The sequence below is a fragment of the Corynebacterium sp. zg-331 genome (assembly GCF_014267345.1).
Classification (GTDB): Bacteria; Actinomycetota; Actinomycetes; order Mycobacteriales; family Mycobacteriaceae; genus Corynebacterium.
The window spans coordinates 1-22,264 of sequence record NZ_JACMYD010000004.1; the positions used below are offsets into that span (position 1 = coordinate 1).

The following is a 22,264-nucleotide window of genomic DNA, read 5'->3' on the forward strand; positions in this document are numbered from 1 at the left end:
CTCGGCAACCGCCTCGTAATACAAGCGCAGCGCACGGTCCTTGGTCTCTTGATCAAACCTCATAGTGCCCATGGGCCCCATTATCTCCTATTTAGCTCGTGCACTCTCACACCCCAAGGACGCCTCAAGTTCTTGCATTGCCTTGAGGTGAGAGGGGGGGGATCCTGAGCGGCAAGCGCTACGACCATGCTCGCGGGGCGTGGGCAGCATGGCTGAACCCCACCGGGGGCGCCGATCCGCCCCCAGGAGAGATTCGTTGCCCGTGCGGTCCTTGAGGGGTGCGCGTGGGCGAAGGCAAACCTTGGGGCTATGACGATGTAGGACCCATTCCCCTCCACGGATTTCACCATGGTTGCGTTGTACTCGGAGGCGATCGTTTCCACCTTTTCGAGCAGACCACCGGCGAGCGTGAGGGAGGAACATTCTGTCCCGCTTGCATCCCCACTTGAATGCGACGGATGAATAATCGCCTAGCCTTGAAGTAGCATCGTCAATTCCGCCCGCACCAGCGCATCGCTCAAATCCACCTGACAAACCTGCTCGATCTTTTCCAGGTGCGCTCGAATGGTGTGTCGGTGTAATCCCAGTCGAGTGGCGGTCGGGGAGACCTGCGCCCCGCACAGAAGGTAGGCCCGCAGGGTTGTAGAGAGACGGGGGTCGTATTCCTCCAGCGCCCCGATGGTGGCGGCCCGCCGCGGTTGGAGGGCCGCCTGCACCGAGGGGTCAGCGAGCCAGGTCGGTTGAGGCTGCACCTGAATAGTCCCCGGCTCGCTGAGGGCCTGTGCCCGGGCGAGTAGTTGCTGGGCGAGGGGGAGGGAGATGTCGCGGATTGGGGTGCGCGGCGAGGTGGCAATGCGCAGCGGTAGCGGGGGGAAAGTATCGCCAGGAGCATGAACAACCACGGCGCTATATTCGCTCAGCTGAACATGGCCAGGGAGCAGGGAGGAGAGGGCGTCGTCGAGAAGTTCTGGGGTATCCGCGTGGAGCACGCTCATGTCCAGGGGCTCCTGGGGAAACGTTCGCTCGGCTTCCTGCCGCGTCTCCGTGGAGGCTCCCTGGTCGAGCAGTACCCGCAGGGCTAGGGACTCGTCGGGGGAATCGCGTGGGGGAGAAGAGACCAGCAGCCCCACCAGCCCGGCGAGGTGCCGCAGTAGGGCACGGGACGAGGCGGGGAATTTATCGGCGGAAGCCGAGCGGGCCACGAGGTGAAACCGCCGCCCGGGGAGCTCGGCACCCCCACCCCCCACCACAAGCGGAATGCTCAGCGTGGTCACCCTGGCCCCGTTCTTGCCCGTGCTGGTGCGGGCGCTGGGTGGGGTACCCGGGGCGACCTCCGCGAGGGCAATCTCGGCCCCCAGGTAGGAGGAGGCCTCGCGCAGCAGGGCGTCGAGCCCGTTGCCAGCCTGCCTGTTGAGCTTTTCTTGTCGTCGCAGCAGCTCCGTTTGTTCGGCCAGTGTGCGCCGGGAGAGTTCGGCCATGACGGCGTTGGCGATGGCGAGGAAGGCGGTGGCGCGGGGTACCTCGAAAAGGCCTAGGTCGTGGGTGTGGGCGGCGTCGATGAGCGGCGGGGGAACCTGGTCGAAGACGAGCCCGGTGCCAAAGCCGATGGCGCGCACCCCGGCGCGGGTCAGTCGCGCGGCGTAGTCGTGGAAGTCCTCGGGGGAATCCGCGAAGGCGAGTCCTACGGTGAGGATGAGGCTGCCGGGGGTGGTGAACTCGGTGGGGTCGGTCAGCTCGGTGGCATGAACCACGGTGAAGTCGCCGCCGGGGGTGTGGATGGACTGGAGGTGGAGGGAGCGTTGGTTGAGCAGCCAGGCCAGGGGAATAGTGGACACCCTGGATAGTGTAATTGCAGAAAATTAGACGCTATGGCCATAGCGGCGCGGCGGTGGGTGGCATCACAATAGTGGGCAATTGTTGCGGAAAGAGGAAGGAATCGGTCATGGCCTCACTACCGGAGTTGGAGTATCGCATCGAGCAGCAGCGCAGGCTGGTCACGGAGCAGCGCCCCGGCCCGCGCAGCAAGGCCCTGGAGGAGCGTCGCCAGGCGGCCCTGCCCGCGGGCATGGTGCCCGCCCTGCCCGGCTACGTGGTGGACGCCGACGGCGGCATCCTGGTGGACGCGGACGGCAATCAGTTCATCGACCTGGCCTCGGGGATCGCGGTGACCTCGGCGGGGGCGTCGAACCCAGCGGTGGTCGGGGAGGTGCGCGAGGCGGTGGGGCGCTTTACCCACACCAGCTTCACCATCTCCCCCTACGAGTCCTACGTGGCGGTGGCGGAGAAGCTCAACGAGGTCACCCCGGGGGATCACCCCAAGCGCACCGCGCTGTTTAACTCGGGTGCGGAGGCGGTGGAAAACGCGGTGAAGATCGCCCGCAGCTACACGGGCAAGAACGCGGTGGCGGTGATGGATCGCGCCTTCCATGGTCGCACCAACCTCACCATGGCGATGACGGCCAAGCAGCAGCCCTATAAGTCCGGCTTCGGCCCCTTTGCCCCGGACGTCTACCGGGTGCCGATGTCCTACCCGGTGCGCGACGGCTTGAGTGGGCAGGAGGCCGCCCGGCGCACGATCACGGCCCTGGAGCAGGAGATCGGCGCGCAGAACCTGGCCTGCGTGGTGATCGAGCCCATCCAGGGCGAGGGCGGGTTCGTGGTGCCCGCGCCGGGCTTTCTGCCCGCGGTGTCGCGCTGGTGCACGGATAACGACGTGGTGTTCATCGCCGATGAGATCCAGGCGGGGATGATGCGCACGGGCACCTGGTACGCCAGCGAGCACGAGGGGATCGTGCCGGACATGGTGACCAGCGCCAAGGGCATCGCCTCCGGCATGCCGCTGTCCGCGGTGACGGGCCGCGCGGAGATCATGGACGCCCCGCAGCCCGGCGGTCTGGGCGGCACCTACACCGGCAACCCGGTGGCCTGCGCGGCGGCGCTGGCTACTTTCCGGGAGTTCGAGGAGAAGGACTTTGGCGCCCGGGCCCGCCGCATCGAGGAGATCGCCCGCGAGGAGCTGGCCGGGCTCATCGAGGACCCGCGGGTGGCGGACTTCCGGGGTCGGGGCGCCATGCTGGCCTTGGAGTTCGTGACCGCCGAGGGCGAGCCGGACGCCGAGTTGGTGCACGCGGTGGCGGCCGGGGCCAAGGAGCGCGGCGTGCTGATCCTGACCTGCGGGCTGGATCATAACGTGATTCGCTTCCTGCCCTCGCTGGCGATCCCGGAGCACCTGTGGCGCGAGGCGCTGCGTATCGTGGTGGACCTCGTGACGGACAACAAGTAAAGGAGCCCGCAGCATGTCCTTTGATTACACTCCTCATCAGGACCTCTTAGATAGCCTGCCCACCGGCCTGTGGCTGGGTGCTCGCACCACCCAGGCGGCTTCCGGTGCGACCTTCGAGGTGATCGATCCGGCCACGGAGGAGGTGCTGGCCGAGGTCGCCGACGCCGATTCCCGGGACTGGTTCGAGGCGCTCGCCCTGGCCGACGCCGCCCAGGGGCCGTGGGCGAAGGTCGCCCCCCGACAGCGCTCGGTGATCCTCACCGAGATCTTCCAGGAGATGACGCGGCGCGCCGAGGACTTCGCCCGCGTGATGACCCTGGAGATGGGCAAGCCGCTCGCGGAGGCGCGCGGCGAGGTGGCCTACGGCGCGGAGTACCTGCGTTGGTTCGCCGAGGAGGCGGTGCGTATCTCGGGGCGCTACGCGGCTTCCCCGGCGGGCAACGGCTCCATGACCATCTCGCACACCCCGGTGGGCCCGGTGCTGGCGATCACCCCGTGGAACTTCCCGCTGGCGATGGCCACCCGCAAGATCGCCCCCGCCCTGGCGGCGGGCTGCCCGGTGATCGTCAAGCCGGCGGCGGAGACGCCGCTGACCATGCTCCTGCTCGGGGAGGTCATCGCCGGAGTATTCCGCCGCCACGAGGTGCCCGAGGGCGTGGTGTCCATCGTGCCCACCACAGTCTCGGCGCGAATGTCCGAGGAACTCATGGCCGATTCCCGGCTGCGCAAGGTCACCTTTACCGGCTCCACCGCCGTGGGCAAGATTCTAGTGCGCCAGTCCGCCCAGCACCTCCAGCGCACCTCGATGGAGCTGGGCGGTAACGCCCCCTTCCTCGTGGCCCACGACGCCGACCTCGACATGGCGCTTGACTGCGCCATGCAGGCCAAGATGCGCAACGGTGGCGAAGCATGCATCGCCGCCAACCGCTTCCTGGTGCACGAGTCCCTGGCCGAGGAGTTCACCGCGCGGTTGACCGAGCGTATGGCGGCGATCCGCATGGGCCACGGCCTGGAGGAGTCCACCACCCTGGGCCCGGTGATCACCGCCCGCCAGCGCGACGCCGTGGCCGCGCTGGTCGAGCGCGCCGTGGAACAGGGCGCGGTGGTACACACCGGCGGGCAGGTGTCAGAGGGCAAGGGCTTCTTCTATCCCGCTACCGTGCTGTCCCACCTTCCCGACGACGCCGAGATCCTCTCCCAGGAGATCTTTGGCCCCGTGGCCACCGTGAGTACCTTTGCCACCCTGGAGGAAGGCGTGGCCCGGGCCAATAGCACCGAGTTTGGGCTGGCCGCTTACGCGTTTACGGAGAACGTGCACACGGCGGACTACCTCGCGCACGCCCTGGAGGCGGGCATGGTGGGCATCAACCGCGCGGCCATCTCGGATGCCGCCGCCCCCTTCGGCGGTATCAAGCAGTCCGGGTTCGGGCGCGAGGGCGGCGCCGAGGGCATCGAGGAGTACATTTCCGTGCGCTACATCGCCAAGCCCTAGCCGGGGCTAACCACCTAGCGACGTGCCCCGTTCCCGGCACGAAAGCGGTCGGATCCCCGCGGATGCGGAAGCCTACGTGCCGGGAACGGGGCATTCCTCTTGCAGCGCGTGGTTCCGCGCTTTAAAGTCAACCGGGGGGATATATGAGAAACCTTATTGTCAGCGGCGTTGACCGCTCCACGGTACGGCGTCGCGTGAAGGCGGGGACGTACTACAAGGTTTGCAAGGGGCTCTACCTGACACGAGCCCCCACCGCGCGCGAGCTCTTGGGCGTTCTCTTGGCTACCTTTCCCGCCGCGCGTGCCACGGGGTGCACGGCCGAGCAGCTTTTTTACCGCCGGGAACTGAGCTTTCCGCTGCAGCTGGTGAGTACGCGAGACATGCCGGACATGGACGGCGTTGAATGGTTTCGCTCGCGGAGGTCGGCATTTGTCTGGATGGGGGAGTATCGTGTGCATCTTCCGTGTCTCGCCATCGAGTACCTCGAGGAACCGCGAGCCATTGCTCTCCTGGAGCACGTCTACAAAAACCGGAATGGAAAACGTGCGATTGAAAAACACGCTGCTGGCGTTCGCTTCCCCGCGCGGAGCCGCGACCTCCTGAGGAAGGCGGTGATTGGTGCCGATAGTGGTGGCGAGACAGTCCTCATCAGGGCCCTGAAAAACGCCGGATTGGCGGTGGAAAATAACGTGTTCCTCGGCGCCTACTGGTGGGACATTTACGTCCCGGAGCTCAACCTGTTGGTGGAAGTCGACGGCTTCAAATACCACAGCAGCGAAAACCTGGAGATCTTCGTGCGGGACCGCGCCAAGGCAAATGACGCGACACTGGCGGGGTACGTCGTGCTGCGTTTTACCGGCAGCTGCGTGGCCAATGAGCTAGACCGGGTGGTGGCGCAGATTCTCTCCGTGCGGACCATGCCGAATCCGCTGCCCACTCAAGGGGTGTGGGAGTGGCACTGGATCTTTAGGCGTAGCGATCGATGGTAATGCCCCGTTCCCGGCACGTAAGCTCCCGGAGTCGCGGGGATCCGAGGTCTTGTGTGCCGGGAACGGGGCATTTCGGGGCGGTGAGCGGTCGTGCCTAGTCCTCCACGTAGTAGAGCTGTTTGTTCACGAACTCGTCCATGCCCAGCGGGCCCAGCTCACGGCCAAAGCCGGAGCGCTTCACCCCGCCGAAGGGCAACTCGTAGCCCTCCCCGGCGGGGGTGTTCACGTTGGCCATGCCCACTTCCAGGCGGCGGGAGAGAGCGGCGGCACGCTCGGTATCCTCGGAGAACACCGTGCCGCCCAGGCCAAAGCGGGTATCGTTGGCCAGCCGGAGGGCCTCCTCGTCAGAAGTTACCCGGAACACGGTGGCCACGGGGCCGAAGAACTCCTCATAGTAGATGTCCGAGCCCACGGGCACGTCCGTGAGCACGGCGGGGGATAGGTAGGCTCCGGTCTCGGTGAGTTCTCCGCCCGCGCGCAGGGTGGCCCCTGCGGCCACGGCGCGATCGAGTTGATCCTTGAGCTTCTCGGCGGCCTCGCGGGAGGACAGCGGGCAGTAGGTGTTCTCCCCCTCCTTGTCCGGGGTGGTGGGGGTGGCGGCCTCGGCCAGGGCCACGAGCTCGGCCACGAACTCCTCGTAGACGTCGTCCATGACGATCATGCGTTTGTTGGAGTTGCACGCCTGCCCGGTGTTGTACATCCGGGTGCCCCAGGCGAGGGCCGCGGCGGCGGGAATGTCCGCGGAATCGAGGATCACGTACGGATCGCTCCCGCCGAGCTCGAGCACGGCCTTCTTCAGATGCTGGCCCGCCTGGGCACCCACGATGGCCCCGGCGCGCTCCGAACCGGTGAGGGAGACGCCCTGCACCCGCGGGTCCGCGATGATGGTGGAAACCTGCTCGTGGGTGGCAAAGAGGTTGGTGTACACGCCCTCCGGCACCCCGGCGTCGCGGAAGATCTCGGCCACGGCGAGCGCCGAGCGCGCGCAGATCTCCGCGTCCTTGAGCAGGATGGTGTTGCCCAGCACCAGGTTGGGACCCACGAAGCGGGCGATCTGGTAGTAGGGGAAGTTCCACGGCATGATGCCCAGCAGGGGACCGATGGGCAGGCGACGGATCACGGCCTTGCCGGAGCCGGAGACTACCGGAATGGGCTGATCCTTGGTGAACTCGGCGCCGTGCTCGGCGTAGTAGCGAATGATGTTGCCGGAGAGCTCGGCCTCGTCGGCGGCCTCGGAATGAGGCTTGCCCATCTCGGTGCCGGCGATGGTGGCGAGGGCGTCCTTGCGCTCGATGAAAAGCTCCCCGGCGCACGCCATGATCTCGGCGCGCCGGGCCAGCGGCAGCTGCGACCAGGAGGCAAAGGCGCGGGCGCTAGCATCGAGGGCGGCCTCGACCTCGGCGTCGCTGGCAAAGGGGAAAGTCTCTACCACCTCGTCGGTCACGGGGTTGTGGACGCGGTACTGGGGGGAGGTCATGATTTCTCCTTCGTGGGGATCGGGGATGAGGGATAGACGTCATGGCGGGCCGTGATCCGGGGCAGCGTGTGTCCCAGGAAGAAGGCCGGGTGGCGCAGCCGGGTAAAGACCATGAGCGCCACCCCTAACAAGAGGATACTCGTGCCCAAAATAAACACGGTGCCTACGCCGAAAAGAGAGGAACCCGAGCCGTAACTGGGATTCATGGAATCCCATGCGGTGACGACAAACATGATGAGCAAGAAACCGCCTCCGAGCAGCGGAAAGAGGAACTTGAAAACGATGTTATGCGCGCTGGCAAAGAGCTCGTGACGGAAATACCACAGGCAGGCCATGGCGGTGATGCCATAATAGAAACAAATCATCAGGCCCAGGGCGGCAATCGTGTCCCAGAGAGCATTATCGGACAATATCCGCGTGACCGCATAAAAACCGCCGGCGGCTACCGCCGAGGCGATGGTGGCCGTGGACGGCGTGCGATACCGGGGGCTTATCCGCGCAAAGATCGGCGGCAGCGCCTGGTAATACCCCATCGCCAGGAGGGTGCGCGCCGGGCCGACCATGGTGGATTGCAGGGAGGCAAAGGAACTGGACAGCACCGCCACGTACATCAGCAGCGCGGCGGGTCCCAGGACGGGGTAAGACAACGCGGCGAAGATGGATTCCTGATTGTCCGGGTTCCCCGCGCCCAGGCCCGTGGAGCCGGTACCGGCCCAGGCGACGATGGCCAGTGCCGTGGCGATGTACAGGGCTATGATGATGCTCACCGTCACCGCGGCCGCCCGGCCGGGGGTCTTTTCCGGGTTCTTGGTCTCCTCGTTCATGGTGAGGGTGACGTCCCAGCCCCAGAACATGAAGATTGATAGCGAGATGCCCGTGGCGATGAGTGGGAAGTCACCGATACCCACCGGATTGAACCAGCTCAGGCTCGGAAGGGTGACATCGAAGCCATCGCCGCGCAGGGCGCGGAGGAAGGCTACGGTGTCGAAGGCGACGATAGCCAGGATTTGCACCCCCACCAGGAGATACTGGAGCTTTTGGGTGGAGTCCATGCCGCGGTAGGCCACCCAGGTGGCCAGGGCGATGAAGACGAAGGTGGTGGGGATGTTGATCCACAGCGAGTGGGTCCACTGCGCTATCTCCGGTCGCCCGGTGATCTGCGCTATGAGCAGGTAGAAGAAATCCACGGCCACCGCCGCCAGGTTGGAAAGCACCAGGATGGTGGCGGTAATCAGCCCCCAGCCACCCATCCAGCCCACCCACGGCCCGAAGGCCTTGGAGGCCCAGGTAAACGAGGTGCCGGAGTCCGCCACGGCGGCGTTGAGCTCGCGGTAGGCGAAGGCCACCAGGAGCATGGGGATAAAGCCCAGCAGCAGTACCGCAGGGACGTACTCGACCACGGCGGAGATCGTGGGGCCCAGCCCGGAGGTCAGCGTGTAGGTGGGGGCGATGCAGCTGATGCCGATGATCACGGCGCCCATCAACCCCACTCTTCCCGCGGCGAGGCCCTTCGTCCCGGCTATGTTATCTCCGGTCCCCGGGACGGCGCGGGGAGCCAGCGGTTGCGTCACCATCATTCACCATCCCGTGCTATCCGCGCTGTGCTATCTTCTCCGCGACGATCTCGCCCTGCCGGATGGCGCCGTCGACGTGCTGATAGCCCTCGGCGGCGATGTCGGAGCAGGCGTAGTAGAGAGGTCCCGTGGGCTCATTTTGCAGATGGCCCCAGCGGGAGAGCCCGCCGAGATCGTAGGAGGTGGCGTAGGCGCCGCGCGTCCATTCCTCGGCCGCCATGTCGGAGAGGTAGAAGGCGATGGGGTCTGTGGCCTTGGGGCCGAGGTAGGCGGCCAGTTCCGCCAGGATGCGCTCCTTGCGCTCCTGCGCGGGCAGTGCCCACATTTGCTCGGCGTACACGTCGGAAACGAAGCCCACGAGGGTGCCATAGGAATCCTCGGCGTCCTCGCGGGAGGCCCCGATGTTCTTGCCGTAGTTGGTGTTGTCGTAGACCTCCTGCACCAGGCGCCCGCCGCCAAAACCGGTGCCGGAAAGTCCTTCGGCCCGCCAGAAGGGCTCGGAGTACACGGCATGCACCTTGATGACCAGCCCCATGGAGATGTGCTGGTGGGCGATGTGCTGCTTGCGGGGCAGCGGCGGTACGAAGGAGATGCGGTTATAGAGGTTCGGCGGCACGGCCAGGACGGCGTAGCGCGCTCGCACCGTGAGCCGATCGGAGTGCACCACTACCGAGCCGGGGGCGCCGTTGTCCGTTACTCCATTGCGCACGTCGGCCGGAACGTTGTTGAGCGCGTCGGCGGTGGTGGAATCTGGGGTGGCCCATTCCACCGTGCGCACCGGGGTACCGAGGTGGACGTCCTCGCCGAGTTCGTCCGCCATCCGCTGCGAGACGCCCTGCATTCCGCCGATCACGCGGCGATCCAGGATGAAGTCCTCGTCCGCCAGGTTGGAAAAGGAACCCGCGGAGGCCGCCATGAGCACGGCCTGGAGGGTGGAAAAGGCGTAGGAGGGCTTGGTGAGCATGCCCGAGGCGACGTAAATGGAGACGTTATCGATGGCCTCGGCGTCGTCGGAAAGCTCCTCCAACCAGCTGCGGAAGGAGACGCGGTCGAGCTCCTGAGCCCGTGGGTGATCCCAGGGGCGCGCCGGATCCATCTCGGCGGCGAGCTCGTCCATGATACCGATGAGGCGTTCCATCTCCGCGATGGTCTCCGGGGAGGCGGGGAAGGTCGTGCCCTCGTACTCGTGACGGGTGCCATCGGGGGAGAGATAGATGGACTTGCCCTCGCGGTAGCGCTGGAAGGTGGGTAGCCCCAGTTCCTCCAGCAGCGCGAGGAGGCGGGTTTGATCCGGGGAGATCCACTGCCCGCCCAGCTCGAGGAAGTGCTCCACGCCCTGCTCGTCGGCGACCCGACCGCTCCAGGTGCGCCCGCCCACCCGGTCTCGTGCCTCCAGGACGGCCACGCTGAGGCCCTTGCTGCGCAGGGTGCGCGCGGCCATGAGGCCGGAGGGGCCGGCGCCGATGATGGCGACGTCGCGGGTAATCGTTGGGTTTTCTGCCGGAAGATTCATGATGCTCCTCAAGGTCGGGTCGTGTCCCATACCAAAATGAATCATGTTCATTTTGTGTTGGCAGTCACCATACAGGATTTCTGAGGCCAGTGGAATAGTCTGGAGGTATGAATCGTGCGCAAGGCCGAGGGCGCCCCTCGTATTCGCTGGTCAACCGGGAAAAAATCGCCGAGGCGGCGCTCGCTATCATCCACCGTCTCGGCTACGACAAGCTCACGATGGCCCGCATCGCGGAGCAGATTGGGGTCAGTCCCAGCGCCCTGTATAACCACGTCTCCGGCAAGCACGAACTTCTCCTCCTCGTGGAGGACACGGTGATGGGGCAGGTCGATACCTCGCCGCTGTACCGCGCCCTCGACGGTACGATCACCCCCCGGGACGCGCTAGCCGCCTGGGCGGAGTCCTACCGCGACGTCTTCGCCCGGCATTCGCCCCTGGTCAGCGTGATCGCGCACGCTCCGATCTCCGGCGCGCCTCGCGCCGTGGCGATGTACGAACTTGTTGCCCGGGTCTATGTCCGGGCGGGTGTGCCCACCGAGGAGGTGTTGCCGCGTATCGTCATGCTGGAGTCTTTCATCTACGGCTCCGCCTTCGATGTCCACGCCCCCGCCGATCTCTTCCGTGTCCCGGAGTCGGCGGGGTTCGATGCGCCCACCCTCGACGCCGCCCACCGCGCCGCGCCGACGGGCCCCGAGGAAGAACGAGAATCCGACCGCAACCCCTACGCTGACGCCCCCTTCCGGCTGGGGCTTCGCGCGCTCCTGCGTGACGTGGCCGATGAGGGCTGCGCAGGCGGCTCCTAGTCTCCGGATCAACTCCGCGGCTCGCTCGCCCATGAGCATGGCGGAGGCGGCAAACACGGGGCGATTCCTCGTCGTGAGGTAGGGGCAGATTCGTCATCTATCTGTGGTAACGGAGGCGGTGGCGGGGCGACGCTGTGCGTCCGGGGCTTTCAAGGTGGGCGAGAGGTAGCGTAGAAAGTGGTCTAGAGGTAGTTTACGCACGTGGGAAGGGGTAAAGCAGATGTACATTCGACGGGTGCTAGACGAGGTGTTGGACACCCTGCTTCCGTATGCCCCCGCGATAGCGATCGAGGGGGCCAAGGCGGTGGGAAAAACTGCAACGGCCCTGCAGCGGGCACAGGATGTCCTGAGATTGACACGCACCGTGGACATGGAGCGCGTGAGGGGCGATGTGGAGGGGGAGATCGCTTCTCCGCATACTTTGCTCATCGACGAATGGCAGCTTTATCCCCCGATCTGGGACGCGGTGCGGCACAGCGTGGACGAGGATCGGCGCGGGGGACGCTTTTACTCACGGGATCGGCGGGGCCAACAAAGAACGTCCGGATACACTCCGGCGCGGGCAGGATCCTGCGCCTCAGACTCAGGCCCCTGTCCTTCTTCGAGCGGGGCATCTGCGAGCCGAGCGTCAGCATCGCGGATCTGGCGAGCGGGCGAAGAGGAAAGGTAGGCGGAGCGGCACACTGTGGGTTGAATACCTACGTGGAGAAGATCATTCGGTCGGGTTTCCCCGGGATACGGGACTTTCCACACCCGGTCCGGCTGGAGGAACTGGATGGGTACATAGCCAGAATCTCCGACCACGAGATGACGGAATCCGGGCATACCGTTCGCAGGCCGCAGTCACTGAGAAAGTGGATGGAAGCCTACGCCGCAGCCAGTTCCACGACAGCCGGTTACTCGGAGATATTGGACGCGGCTACCCCCGGGGAAAGCAACAAGCCGTCCAAATCCACAGCGCTGGAATACCGGGAGACGCTGGAAAGAATTTTTATTCTTGATCCCGTTCCCGGGTGGTCTCCCGCGCTGGCCCCGCTATCGCGGGCCACGCAGGCCCCCAAGCACCAGATGGTCGATCCCGCGATCGCGGCCCGCCTCATGCGGATCGATGAGGGCGTTCTGATGAAGTACGAAGGAGGAACCTTTACCCCCAAGGACGGCTCGCTTTTAGGCCTTTTCTTCGAGTCCTTAGTGACCCTTTCCGTCCGTGTCATGATCGAGCCCCTGCGGGCGCATCTATATCACCTTCGTACCAAGGAGGGACGTCAGGAGATCGACCTCATCGTGGAGCTGGATAATCGCCGGGTGCTTCCCATCGAGGTCAAGCTCAAGGAGGCCGTGGACGATCGCGACGTGCGCCACCTGCACTGGCTAGAAAACAAGATCGGGGATCGCGTGGTGGACAAGGTGGTGGTCACCACGGGAAGGCATGCCTATCGCCGCGCCGACGGCGTGGCCGTGGTTCCCCTCGCCCTGCTCGGCCCGTGATCGCGTCTATGGCACCCGGTGTGTCCACTCCCGCGTGCCGAACTTCTCTTCCACGAGCCTGCGGGCCGCCGCGAGATCCTCTTCACTGAGTTTTCCGGGGTGCGAGGGATAGCGGGACCGGAAGGCGTCGATCAGCGCGGTGATGACCTCCTCCCGGCTCACACCGGTCTGGCGGCGCAGCGGATCTACTCGCTTGGCGGCGGAACGCAGCCCCTTGTCCGCGATCTTGACCTTGCCTATGCGCAGCACTTCCGTCATTTTCTGGGCGTCGATGTCGTAGCTCATGGTGGTGTGATGCAGCACCGCGCCGGCCACGCGCTTTTGGGCGGCACCCCCGATCTTGCCGTGATCCGAGGTGATGTCGTTGATGGGCACGTACCAGGCGTTGACGCCCAGGGAATGCAGCCCGGCGAGGACCCACTGATCGAGGTATTCGTACGATTCCACGTAGCTCAATCCCCGCACCGCCGCCTCGGACACATAGAGGGAGTAGGTGACGCAGTTGCCGCCCTCCATGAACATCGCGCCGCCGCCGGAGATACGCCGCACCGGGACGATACCGTGCCGCTCCACGCCGTGCGGATCTAGCTCGTTGGCGTAGCTCTGGTAGGAGCCAAAGACCACCGCGCGATCCTCCCAATCCCAGAAACGCAGGATCGGGCCGCGCCGCCCGGCGGCGACCTCGTGGAGTAGGTGCTCGTCCAGAGCCACGTTGAGCAGGGTGGGCAGCGCGCCGGGGCGCAGCACCTCCCACTCATAGTCGGTGAGGTCCTTCGCGTCGAGCACCGCGCGGCGGGCGGCCAGGGCGACGTCGGCGGTGGAAAATCCGTGGAGCTGAGCGCCCAGCGGCGCCAGCGCCGCGTCCAGGCGCTGCTGGAGCTGCTCGGCGGTGTCCGTGAGCGGCGCGCCGACGAGCGCGTGGGTCAGCGCGGGGAAGGCGTCCTCGGGTTCGAGGAAGAAATCGCCGGAGACGCTGGCGGCGGTGATCCGCTGGCCGTCCTCGGAGACGTCCACTACCACCAGCTTTCCTCCGGGAACCTTGATTTCGAAGTGATGATCGGTGCTCATGGGGCAATGGTACGGGCGCTTCCATGCCGTTGCGGGGTGCGGTGGAACCACACCGGCCACGGCGTGGCATGGGGAGATTCTTTCATTCCGTTCTGGGGCTGGAGGGGCTCACACCGGCCACGGCGTGGCATGAATAATCCCCGCGCGCCCTACGCGGCGGCTTCGTGGCGTCGATAGGCGCGCCCCAGCAGCGGCAGGAGAACCGCCGCGAGCGCCGCGCAGAGCGCCAGCGCCAGGGGGAACCGGCCGGGGTCGAGCGCGGATTCGCCCCAGGAGGGCAGCGCGAGGAGCCACAGGGGCGTGGAGGCCAGGACGTCCCCACCCAGGGTGAGCGAGACGATGGCGCCTACCACACCCAGCCCCAGGGCCGCGCCGGGGGAGAACCGCACGGTGAGCAGCAGAAACAGCAGCGCGAGCACGGTTCCGGTGGCGCACCACAGCACCGCGCGGGCGGCGGCCCGCCCTATCGACTCCCCGGCCGCGACGGCCCCCAGGGCGGCCGCCAGGCACACGAGCCAGGTCATGCCCAGGTGCCACAACGTCACCGCGCCGCGCAGCCCCGGGCGGCGCAGCACGGCGATGCGCCACGCGGGGGCGAGCCCACCCCACGCCGTCACCGGCAGGATCGCGGTGCCCAGGGGCAGGACGAGGAACGTGGTCAGCCCGGTGACCACGAACGGCGGGTACACGGCAGCGGCGTAGGCGAGCACCGAGAGCGTCGCCAGGAGCAGCGGGTAGCCGCCGCGACGTCGGGCGGCCAGCACAGGGACGCGCAGGAGACCCCACCGTGTGGGGCGAGCGGCACTGCCGCCGGGGGAGTATAGGATCTCCGCCGAGGCATTTCCGGTTTGGTGGCGGCGCCCCGGTGCCCTCCGCTGCGAGCGCGGGTCGCAGGCGACGGCGGCCGCGAGGGCCAGCGCGTTCATGAGAGTGCAGGCGGCCAGGGCCGGCCACGGGTGGGGGATCGGCTCGCCGGGGGCGAAGGGCACGAGGTTGGCGTGCGTGCCTAGCAGCGTCAGCGCGAGGCGCACAGGCCAGGCTGGAGGAACCGCCCACCATGAGGGTGATTCCGCGGCGAGCAGCCCGACGACCTGCCAGGTCACGGCCGCGAGCAGGGGCAGGACGGCGCCGGTGGATCGGCCGATCAGCAGGAAAACGCAGAGCACGCCCACCTGGCCCCACCAGGAGGCCAGCCCGGCGAGCGGGATCGCGCCCGCCCCGGCATAGCCCTGAATCAGGGCCGCGCACCAGCACATCCCGAAGCTCAGCGCCGTGAAGGCACCCAGCAGCCCCGCGAGCACCAGAACCCGCGCGGCGCGCTGGGCCGCCGGGGAGAAGGCACGCCACTGCGTGCCCCCGCAGCGGGCGGCGCGCTCGCGCCTGTCCGCGAGCACGTAGAACAACGCGGTCAGCGGCGCGGCCATGCCGGTGACGTACATGCCCTGCCAGGAGAGGAGGACGGCGGCGTCGCGCCGGCCGGAGGCCACCATCGGAAGAAAGACGCTGAGCCCGCCGACGAGCAGGCCGAGCAGCGGCAGCCGCGCGACCGCGCTGCGCCGGGTGCGTAGCAGCTCCGCGCGCAGGGCGCGGGGAAGGGATCGGAGCATTAGTGGTGATCCTCCGTTGCGCTCGTGGCGTCGGTGAGGGCGAGGAACCGCTCCTCCAGTCGCTCCGGCGGGGCGAAGTCGGCCAGCGTGCCCGCGTAGTGAGCGCGCCCGTGGGCGAGCACCGTGAGGTCGTCGGCCATGCGGGTGACCTCCCCGAGCTGGTGGGAGCTCAGGAGCACCGCGCCGCCGCGCCGCGCCCACTGGCGCAGGAAGCCGCGCAGCTCCACGATGCCCTGGGGATCGAGACCGTTGTGGGGTTCGTCGAGCAGCAGGACCTCGGGGTCACCCAGCGTGGCGATCGCCAGGGCCAGCCGGGCCTTCATGCCGGTGCTGAAGGCCGAGGCGCGCTTGCGGGTATCGGGCAGGCCCACCGCGCGCAGCGCCCGCAGCGCCTCGGAGCGGGGCAGACCCAGCAGGTGGCAGTGGATCGCGAGGTTCTCCACGGCGCTTAAGTGCGGGTAGAGCGCGGGGCCGTTGATGCTGGCGCCGATGTGGCGCAGGCTCTCGCGGGTGCGCGGCGAGCCGAGGATGGTGACCTCGCCCGCATCGGGCCGCAGCAGGCCCAGGATGGCCTTGTAGGCGGTGGACTTGCCCGCCCCGTTGCGTCCGATCAGGGCGTGGACGCGCCCGGGGCGAACGGTGAGGTCGAAGCGGTCGAGGATGCGCTGCCCGCCGAGGCTGATGCGCAGGCCACGGCAGGTAAGGGAGGGAACATCGGTAGTCATGCCCGCTACTATGGCCCCTGCGCGGCGCGGCGTGATCCCCGCGCAGGGTGATTATGGGGAAGGAGATTCTCCCCCGTCAGGGGGAGGGGCCAGGCCCGCGCGGTGCGCGAGCAGCACCAGGGCCACCCGGTCCCGGCAGTGCAGCTTGGTGAGGAGGTGGGAGACGTGGGTCTTCACGGTGGCGGCCCCGATGGTCAGCGCGGCGGCGATCTCGGCGTTCGTGTGGCCCGCCGCGATGAGGGAAAGGATCTCGAGCTCGCGTGGGGTGAGCAGGCTTAGGCCCTGGCGCTGGTGGGCGGGCAGGGCGCTCGCGCCCGCCACGGCTCGCCGGTAGGCCCGCAGCACGTGGCCGGTCACCCCGGCGCTGAGCACGGATTGCCCCCGGTGCACGCTGCGCACCGCCCGGACCAGCTCGGCCGGGTTCGCGTCCTTGAGCAGGAAACCGGAGGCGCCCGCGCCGATGGCCTCGCGGATGAGGGAGTCCTCGTTGAAGGTGGTCAGCATGAGCACGGCCACGCCGCGCGGAGCCAGGACGCGCGCGGCCTCGATCCCGCCAACCCTGGGCATGCGGATGTCCAGCACCGCCACGTCCACCCGGTGCTCCCGGGCGGCGCGCAGCGCCTCCTCGCCGTCGTGGCACACGGACACCACGGCGATGTCCTCCTCGGCGGACAGGATCGTGGCGAGCGCCGAGGCGAGCAGCGGCTGGTCGTCGGCCAGCAGCACGCGGATGGACGGGGTCATCGGGGTTCTCCTAACGGCAGGTCGGCACGCACGAGCCAGCCGCGCTCCGTGGGACCGGCGCGCAGCGTGCCGCCGAGCGCCGTGGCGCGCTCGCTCATGCCCACCAGGCCGGTGCCGCACCCGGCGGGCAGGCCCGGGCCGGAGGCTGCGGAGGTGAGCGAGCGCGGCGCCTCGAGGCTCTCCACCGTCAGGGTCAGGCCGGAGGGATCCTCGGTCAGGCGGTAGTTCACGGCTGTGCCCGCCCGCTGGTGGCGCAGCACGTTGGTGAGGGCCTCGGCGGTGATGCGACGCACCGCCAGGGCGTGCTGGACGGGCAGGCGGGAGAGGATGTCGGCGGGATAGTCCGCGCGCACGGTCAGGCCCAGCCCGCGAAAGCCCTCCACGATCTCCGCGAGGGTGGCGGGGTCCTCCGATGCAGCCGTGGGCGCGCCGGGGGAGCGCAGGGTGGCCACGATCCCGCGCACCTGCGCCAGGGCCTCCGCGCTGACGTCCCGCACGGTGCCCAGCGCCTCGACGGCCGCCTGGGGGTTGGTGCGTGCCCCGATGATCCCGGCGGAGGACTGCACGTTGATGAGGGTGAGGTTGTGGGCGAGCACGTCGTGGATCTCCTGGGCGATGAGGATGCGCTCGGTTTCCCGGGCCGCCTCGTGTTCCCGCTCGCGCCGCCGCTGTTCCGCGCGCCGGTGCAGCGCCCACAGGAAGGCCACGCCCAGCAGCGACCAGTGCAGCGCGAGGAAGCCGAGGAGGGAATTCCCGGAGCGGTAGCGGAGGTCGTCCGGGCCCCGCAGCTCCCACATGAGCGGGCTGGCGGGTGCGGCCGCCGCGCACGCGAGGAGCGCACCCCAAGCGAGGTGACGATCCGGGGCGTGGCGGCTAAGGGAATAGACCGCCATCGGCGCCGCCACCAGGTACGGGGGAAATCCCGTGTTGGCGGGCGCGGCGGCGATGAACGCGAGGCACCAGGCCGCGAGCAGCCCCAGCAGGGCCCCGGCGGCGGGGACGACCCGGGTGCGCCACAGCGCCAGGGCGGGGACGAAGCCGAGGGAGAGCGCCGCCTGCGCGCACAGCACCGGGGTGGGGTGCGCGGCGGCGATGCTCACGTACATCGCGGCGAGGACGCAGCCGAGGAGCGCCGCGGCGGCGTCGCCGCGCCGGAGTCTCCGCATGCTGTGCATGATCGCCGTGCCCTAGCCCACGAACTCCGCTAGGTACCGCCCCGTGGCGGTGCCGGAGGCAGCGAGATCGGCTGGGCTGCCGCTGAACACCACCCGGCCGCCCTGCGAGCCCGCGCTCGGGCCGAGGTCGATCACGTGGTCGGCGCGCGCGATAACGGCCAGGGAGTGTTCCACCACGATCACGCTGGCTCCGGCGTCCACCAGGCGATCTAGCACGGAGATCAGGTTCTCCACGTCCGCCAGGTGCAGGCCACGCGAGGGCTCGTCCAGCACGTAACGGGTGGCGTTCTCCGCCATGTGGGTGGCGAGCTTGAGGCGCTGGCGCTCGCCCCCGGAGAGCTCCGTGAGCGGCTGGCCCAGGGTGATGTAGCCCAGGCCCACGTCCCGCAGCCTGCCGCAGATCTTCGTGGCGGCGGGCACCCGGGAGTCCTTGGCAGCAAAGAAGTCCGCGGCCTGGGCCGCGGTGAGCTCCAGCACGTCCGCGATGGTCAGGCCGCCCAGGGTGTATTCCAGCACGGATGGGCCGAAGCGGAGCCCCTCGCACACCTCGCAGGGGGTGGCGACGCCGGACATGATGCCCAGGTCCACGTAGATCACCCCTGCGCCCTTGCAGTGCGGGCAGGCGCCGTCGGAGTTGGGGGAGAACAGCCCGGGCTTCACACCCCCGGCCTTGGCGAAGGCCTTGCGGATGGGGTCGAGCGCCCCGGTGTAGGTGCCGGGGTTGGAGCGGCGCGAGCCCTTGATGGCGCCCTGGTCGATATACACGGTGGACTCGTCGCGCGGCAGGGCGCGCACCAGGGAGGACTTGCCGGACCCCGCCACGCCGGTGATGGCGGTGAGCACGCCCAGGGGGACGTCCACGTCCACGTCGCGCAGGTTGTTGTGCCGGGCCCCGCGTACCTTCAGCGTGCCCGTGGGCCTGCGGACCTCGGCCTTGAGGCTGCCCTTGTCCCGCAGGTACGCGCCGGTGACGGTGCCGGAGGATTCCAGGCCGGATACCGGCCCGGAGTAGCACACGGTGCCGCCCTCGGTGCCCGCGCCCGGGCCCATGTCCACCACGTGATCGGCGGCCAGGATAGTCTGCGGGTTGTGCTCCACCACCAGGACCGTGTTGGACTTATCGCGCAGGCTGTGTAGCAGATTATTCATCTTTTCTACGTCGTGCGGGTGCAGCCCGGCGGTGGGCTCGTCGAACACGTAGGTGATGTCCGTGAGCGGGGAGCCCAGGTGCCGGATCATCTTGGCGCGCTGTGCCTCGCCGCCGGAGAGCGTGGAGATGGGGCGGTCCAGGGTGAGGTAGCCCAGGTCCACGGCGATGAAGTTATCGAGGGTGGCGCGCAGGGCGTCGAGAAGCGGGGTGAGGTTGGGGTGCTCCAGCCGGGCGGCCCACTCGCGCAGCTCGGTGATCTCCATGGCGCAGAGCTGGGCGATGTTGGTGCCGTCGATGGTGGATTTTAGGGCGTGCGGGGCCAGCCGCGTGCCGCCGCAGGCGGGACAGGGGATGAAGGTGACGGCGCGGTCCACAAACTCCCGGATGTGCTTCTGCATGCCCTCGCGCTCCTTGGACAGCATGGAGCGGCGCAGCCGGGGCAGCAACCCCTCGTAGGTCATGTTCATCCCGGCGATCTCCATCTTGGTGGCCTCCTTGTCCAGGAAGTCCGCGCGCTGCCGCGGGGTGAAGTCTGCGATGGGCGCGTCCGCCGGGAACAGGCCGGACTCCGCGTACATGCGGTAGGACCACCCGCCGGTCTTGTAGCCCGGCACCTTCAGCGCGCCCTCCTGGAGACTCAACGCGGGATCGAAGACCTCGTCGAGGTCGAAGTCCGTGACGCGCCCGGTGCCCTCGCACTCCGGGCACATGCCGCCGGTGCGGTGGAAGTCCTGCCGCTGCTTCTTGCCGCCGTTGACGGAGATCGCTCCGGTGGCGCTCACCGAGGGGATGTTGAAGGAGTAGGCCCCCGGGCCGCCCGCGCTGGGCGAGCCCATGCGGGAAAAGACGATGCGCAGCATCGCGGTGGCGTCCGTGGCGGTGCCGACCGTGGAGCGCGGGTTGGCGCCGAGGGGCTCCTGATCCACCACGATGGCGGTGGTGATGCCCTGCAGCAGATCCACGTCCGGCCGGGGCAGCGAGGGCATGAAGCCCTGCACGAAGGAGGAGTACGTCTCGTTGATCAACCGCTGGGACTCCGCGGCGATGGTGGAAAAGACCAGCGAGGACTTCCCGGAGCCGGACACCCCCGTGACCACCGTGAGCGCGCGTTTGGGCAGCTCAAGGCTGACGTCGCGGAGGTTATGCTCGCGCGCGCCAAAAACGCGGATGGTGTCATGCAGGTCGTTCGTGGTCATGCCCGCGATCCTACTAGACGGGTGGGACGGGCTATGTTCGATAGATATGTCTGATACTTACGACTCTATCCGCGAGGGATCCAGCCCAGAACGACCCCAGCGCGCGGGCCGTGCCCGCGCCTTCCTACGAGAGGTGACCTACCCGCACAGCATTCACCCGGCCTTGGTGCCCGGCGTGAGCGTGGAGGACCAGCGGATTCGCTACCGCGTCGATCGCCCCATCATCCTCAGCGTGGGCGGATTCATCGTGGCGTTCGTGGCCTGGGGAGTCCTGGCACCGCAGCAGGTGTTAGGGGTCTCCACCGCCGCGCTGAACTGGGTTATGCTCAACCTCGGGTGGGTGCTGAGCGGCCTGGCCATCGGTTTGGTGATCTTTCTTGTGGCGTTGGCGTTGTCCCGGTACGGGCGCATCCCGCTGGGCCTAGACGGAGAGGAACCGGAATATTCCACGTTGTCCTGGGCCGCCATGCTCTTTGCTGCGGGCATCGGCATCGCGATCATCTTCTTTGGCCCCTTTGAACCGATGAGCCTGTACCTTAACCCCCGCCCCGGGGCCTACGATGCCGCTTCCCGGGAGGCGGTGCTGGGCGCCCTGGCCCAATCCGCCCTGCACTGGGGCGTCAACGCCTGGGCCATCTACGCGGTGGTGGGTCTGGCGGTGGGATACGTGTCCTATCGCCGCGGCCGAGTGCCGCTGATGAGCTCCATTCTCATGCCGCTGCTAGGCAACCGCCCCACCACCTCGTTTCCCGCGCGTATGATCGACTCCCTGGCGATTATCGCCACGCTCTTTGGCACTGCGGCCTCCCTGGGCATCGGCGCGCTGCAGATTGCTACCGGGGTGGAGGTGGTCAGCGGCTGGTCGCCGGCGGGGAATGCTCTGGCGATCGCGGTGATCGTGGTGTTGACCATCGGTACCATCGCCTCGGCGGTTTCGGGTGTGGACAGGGGCATCCGCTGGCTTTCTAACATCAACCTCGTGCTGGCCCTGGGGTTGGCGTTCTTTTTCTTCCTCGCTGGTCCCACGGCCTTCCTCATCAACATGCTGCCCGGCGTACTGGTCACCTACCTGGGTTCCGCGCCGGACATGTTGGCGGCCAATATGGGCCAGGGGGAGGACATGCAGGAATTCCTGTCCGCGTGGACCACCTTTTACTGGGCGTGGTGGGTATCGTGGTCGCTTTTCGTGGGGGTCTTTGTGGCCAAGATTTCCCGGGGGCGCACCATCCGCCAATTCGTCCTCGGCGTGCTGCTGATTCCCTCTACCATCATCGTCGTGGCGTTTAGCATTCTGGGTGGTACCGCGATCTGGTTGCAGCGCCACGACGGCGACATCGCACCGGGCAATGATCCCGCCACCCTGCCCAGCCCAGAGCGCGTCTTCTTCGTGGTGCTTGACCACCTCCCCGGTGCGCCTATTGTGGCGCCCATCGTGATCGCGATGCTGGCAATCTTCTTCATCACAACCGCCGATTCCGCCGCCCTGGTCAATTCCCAGCTCTCTCAGCAGGGCAACCTCCAGCCGCGTCGCTTGGTCACGGCCTTTTGGGCGCTGTGCATGGCGGGTATCGCCGTGGTGATCCTGCTCAGCGGTGGGGACAACGCGCTGACGGGCCTGCAAAACCTCATCACCGTGACCGCGCTACCCTTTGCCTTGGTGCTGGTGGGCATGGTGGTGGCGCTGATGCGGGAATTGCGCAACGACCCCGCCGCGATCCGGCAGGCCTATCAACGCCGCGCGGTGGCTAACGCGGTGGTGCACGGCGTGCGCGAGTACGGGGATAACTTTGCCCTGGCCGTGGAGCCGAGCCGGGAGGAGGAGTATGCCACGGGGGCGGGCTTCGATTCCGCCGCCGAGGAGGTGGTGGACTGGTACGCGCGCACCGACGAGGAGGGCAATCGCGTGGGGTACGACTATGAGACCGGGGAATACCTAGATGAGCCGAATGACGGGTCGAATCGGGGCTGAGCGGCAGTGGG

General features: G+C 67.7%; 16 protein-coding genes. 6 read left to right on the forward strand and 10 right to left on the reverse strand.

The window, feature by feature from the left end; all coding sequences use genetic code 11:
- Positions 1–470: 470 nt before the first annotated feature.
- A complete protein-coding gene (locus H7347_RS05875) occupies positions 471–1,835 on the reverse strand; it encodes a PucR family transcriptional regulator (RefSeq protein ID WP_152822224.1) in 1,365 nt (454 codons plus the stop codon).
- A 107-nt stretch (positions 1,836–1,942) separates the two neighbouring features.
- On the opposite strand from H7347_RS05875, the gene gabT reads away from it, so the two are divergent.
- From gabT to H7347_RS05890, 3 genes are all read left to right on the forward strand, one after another.
- A complete protein-coding gene (gabT, locus tag H7347_RS05880; protein WP_152822226.1) occupies positions 1,943–3,283 on the forward strand; it encodes a 4-aminobutyrate--2-oxoglutarate transaminase in 1,341 nt (446 codons plus the stop codon).
- A gap of 13 nt (positions 3,284–3,296) precedes the next feature.
- The gene (locus tag H7347_RS05885; RefSeq protein WP_152822228.1) at positions 3,297–4,775 is read left to right on the forward strand and encodes an NAD-dependent succinate-semialdehyde dehydrogenase; all 1,479 of its coding nucleotides are present in this window, start codon (positions 3,297–3,299) and stop codon (positions 4,773–4,775) included.
- A 143-nt stretch (positions 4,776–4,918) separates the two neighbouring features.
- Positions 4,919–5,764 carry an endonuclease domain-containing protein gene (locus H7347_RS05890; protein ID WP_152822229.1) on the forward strand — a complete coding sequence of 282 codons (846 nt, stop codon included), beginning with the start codon at positions 4,919–4,921 and terminating at the stop codon, positions 5,762–5,764.
- Positions 5,765–5,858: 94 nt separating this feature from the next.
- On the opposite strand, the gene H7347_RS05895 is transcribed toward H7347_RS05890, so the two are convergent.
- The 3 genes from H7347_RS05895 to H7347_RS05905 form a co-directional block, all read right to left on the reverse strand.
- Complete coding sequence (locus H7347_RS05895) at positions 5,859–7,241, reverse strand: NAD-dependent succinate-semialdehyde dehydrogenase (protein WP_152822231.1); 1,383 nt, start codon at positions 7,239–7,241, stop codon at positions 5,859–5,861.
- Positions 7,238–8,722, reverse strand: a complete 1,485-nt coding sequence (locus H7347_RS05900; protein WP_227659035.1) for an APC family permease — start codon at positions 8,720–8,722, stop codon at positions 7,238–7,240. The genes H7347_RS05895 and H7347_RS05900 overlap by 4 nt, the downstream gene beginning before the upstream one ends.
- Before the next feature lie 109 nt (positions 8,723–8,831).
- Positions 8,832–10,328 (reverse strand): NAD(P)/FAD-dependent oxidoreductase, encoded by a 1,497-nt coding sequence (locus tag H7347_RS05905; protein ID WP_152822233.1) that lies wholly within the window; start codon positions 10,326–10,328, stop codon positions 8,832–8,834.
- Positions 10,329–10,435: 107 nt separating this feature from the next.
- On the opposite strand from H7347_RS05905, the gene H7347_RS05910 reads away from it, so the two are divergent.
- Positions 10,436–11,131, forward strand: a complete 696-nt coding sequence (locus H7347_RS05910) for a TetR/AcrR family transcriptional regulator (protein WP_152822235.1) — start codon at positions 10,436–10,438, stop codon at positions 11,129–11,131.
- Between the two features lie 858 nt (positions 11,132–11,989).
- Entirely contained in the window at positions 11,990–12,619 is a 630-nt protein-coding gene (locus H7347_RS10750; RefSeq protein ID WP_255476844.1) for a DUF4143 domain-containing protein, read from the forward strand.
- A gap of 6 nt (positions 12,620–12,625) precedes the next feature.
- Here the strand turns inward: H7347_RS10750 and H7347_RS05920 are convergent, their stop codons facing one another.
- The 6 genes from H7347_RS05920 to H7347_RS05945 form a co-directional block, all read right to left on the reverse strand.
- Positions 12,626–13,687, reverse strand: coding sequence for a biotin/lipoate A/B protein ligase family protein (locus tag H7347_RS05920; protein WP_152822237.1), 1,062 nt, complete (start codon positions 13,685–13,687; stop codon positions 12,626–12,628).
- A gap of 149 nt (positions 13,688–13,836) precedes the next feature.
- Entirely contained in the window at positions 13,837–15,294 is a 1,458-nt protein-coding gene (locus H7347_RS05925; RefSeq protein WP_152822239.1) for a hypothetical protein, read from the reverse strand.
- Complete coding sequence (locus H7347_RS05930) at positions 15,294–16,019, reverse strand: ATP-binding cassette domain-containing protein (protein ID WP_152822241.1); 726 nt, start codon at positions 16,017–16,019, stop codon at positions 15,294–15,296. Before H7347_RS05930 ends, H7347_RS05925 begins: the two co-directional genes overlap by 1 nt.
- Before the next feature lie 51 nt (positions 16,020–16,070).
- Complete coding sequence (locus H7347_RS05935; protein ID WP_152822243.1) at positions 16,071–16,763, reverse strand: response regulator transcription factor; 693 nt, start codon at positions 16,761–16,763, stop codon at positions 16,071–16,073.
- Complete coding sequence (locus H7347_RS05940; RefSeq protein WP_186337314.1) at positions 16,760–17,929, reverse strand: sensor histidine kinase; 1,170 nt, start codon at positions 17,927–17,929, stop codon at positions 16,760–16,762. Before H7347_RS05940 ends, H7347_RS05935 begins: the two co-directional genes overlap by 4 nt.
- A 21-nt stretch (positions 17,930–17,950) precedes the next feature.
- Entirely contained in the window at positions 17,951–20,284 is a 2,334-nt protein-coding gene (locus H7347_RS05945; protein ID WP_152822246.1) for an excinuclease ABC subunit UvrA, read from the reverse strand.
- A gap of 46 nt (positions 20,285–20,330) precedes the next feature.
- Between H7347_RS05945 and H7347_RS05950 the strand changes: the two genes are divergently transcribed.
- Positions 20,331–22,253, forward strand: coding sequence for a BCCT family transporter (locus H7347_RS05950; RefSeq protein ID WP_186337315.1), 1,923 nt, complete (start codon positions 20,331–20,333; stop codon positions 22,251–22,253).
- Positions 22,254–22,264 lie beyond the last annotated feature (11 nt).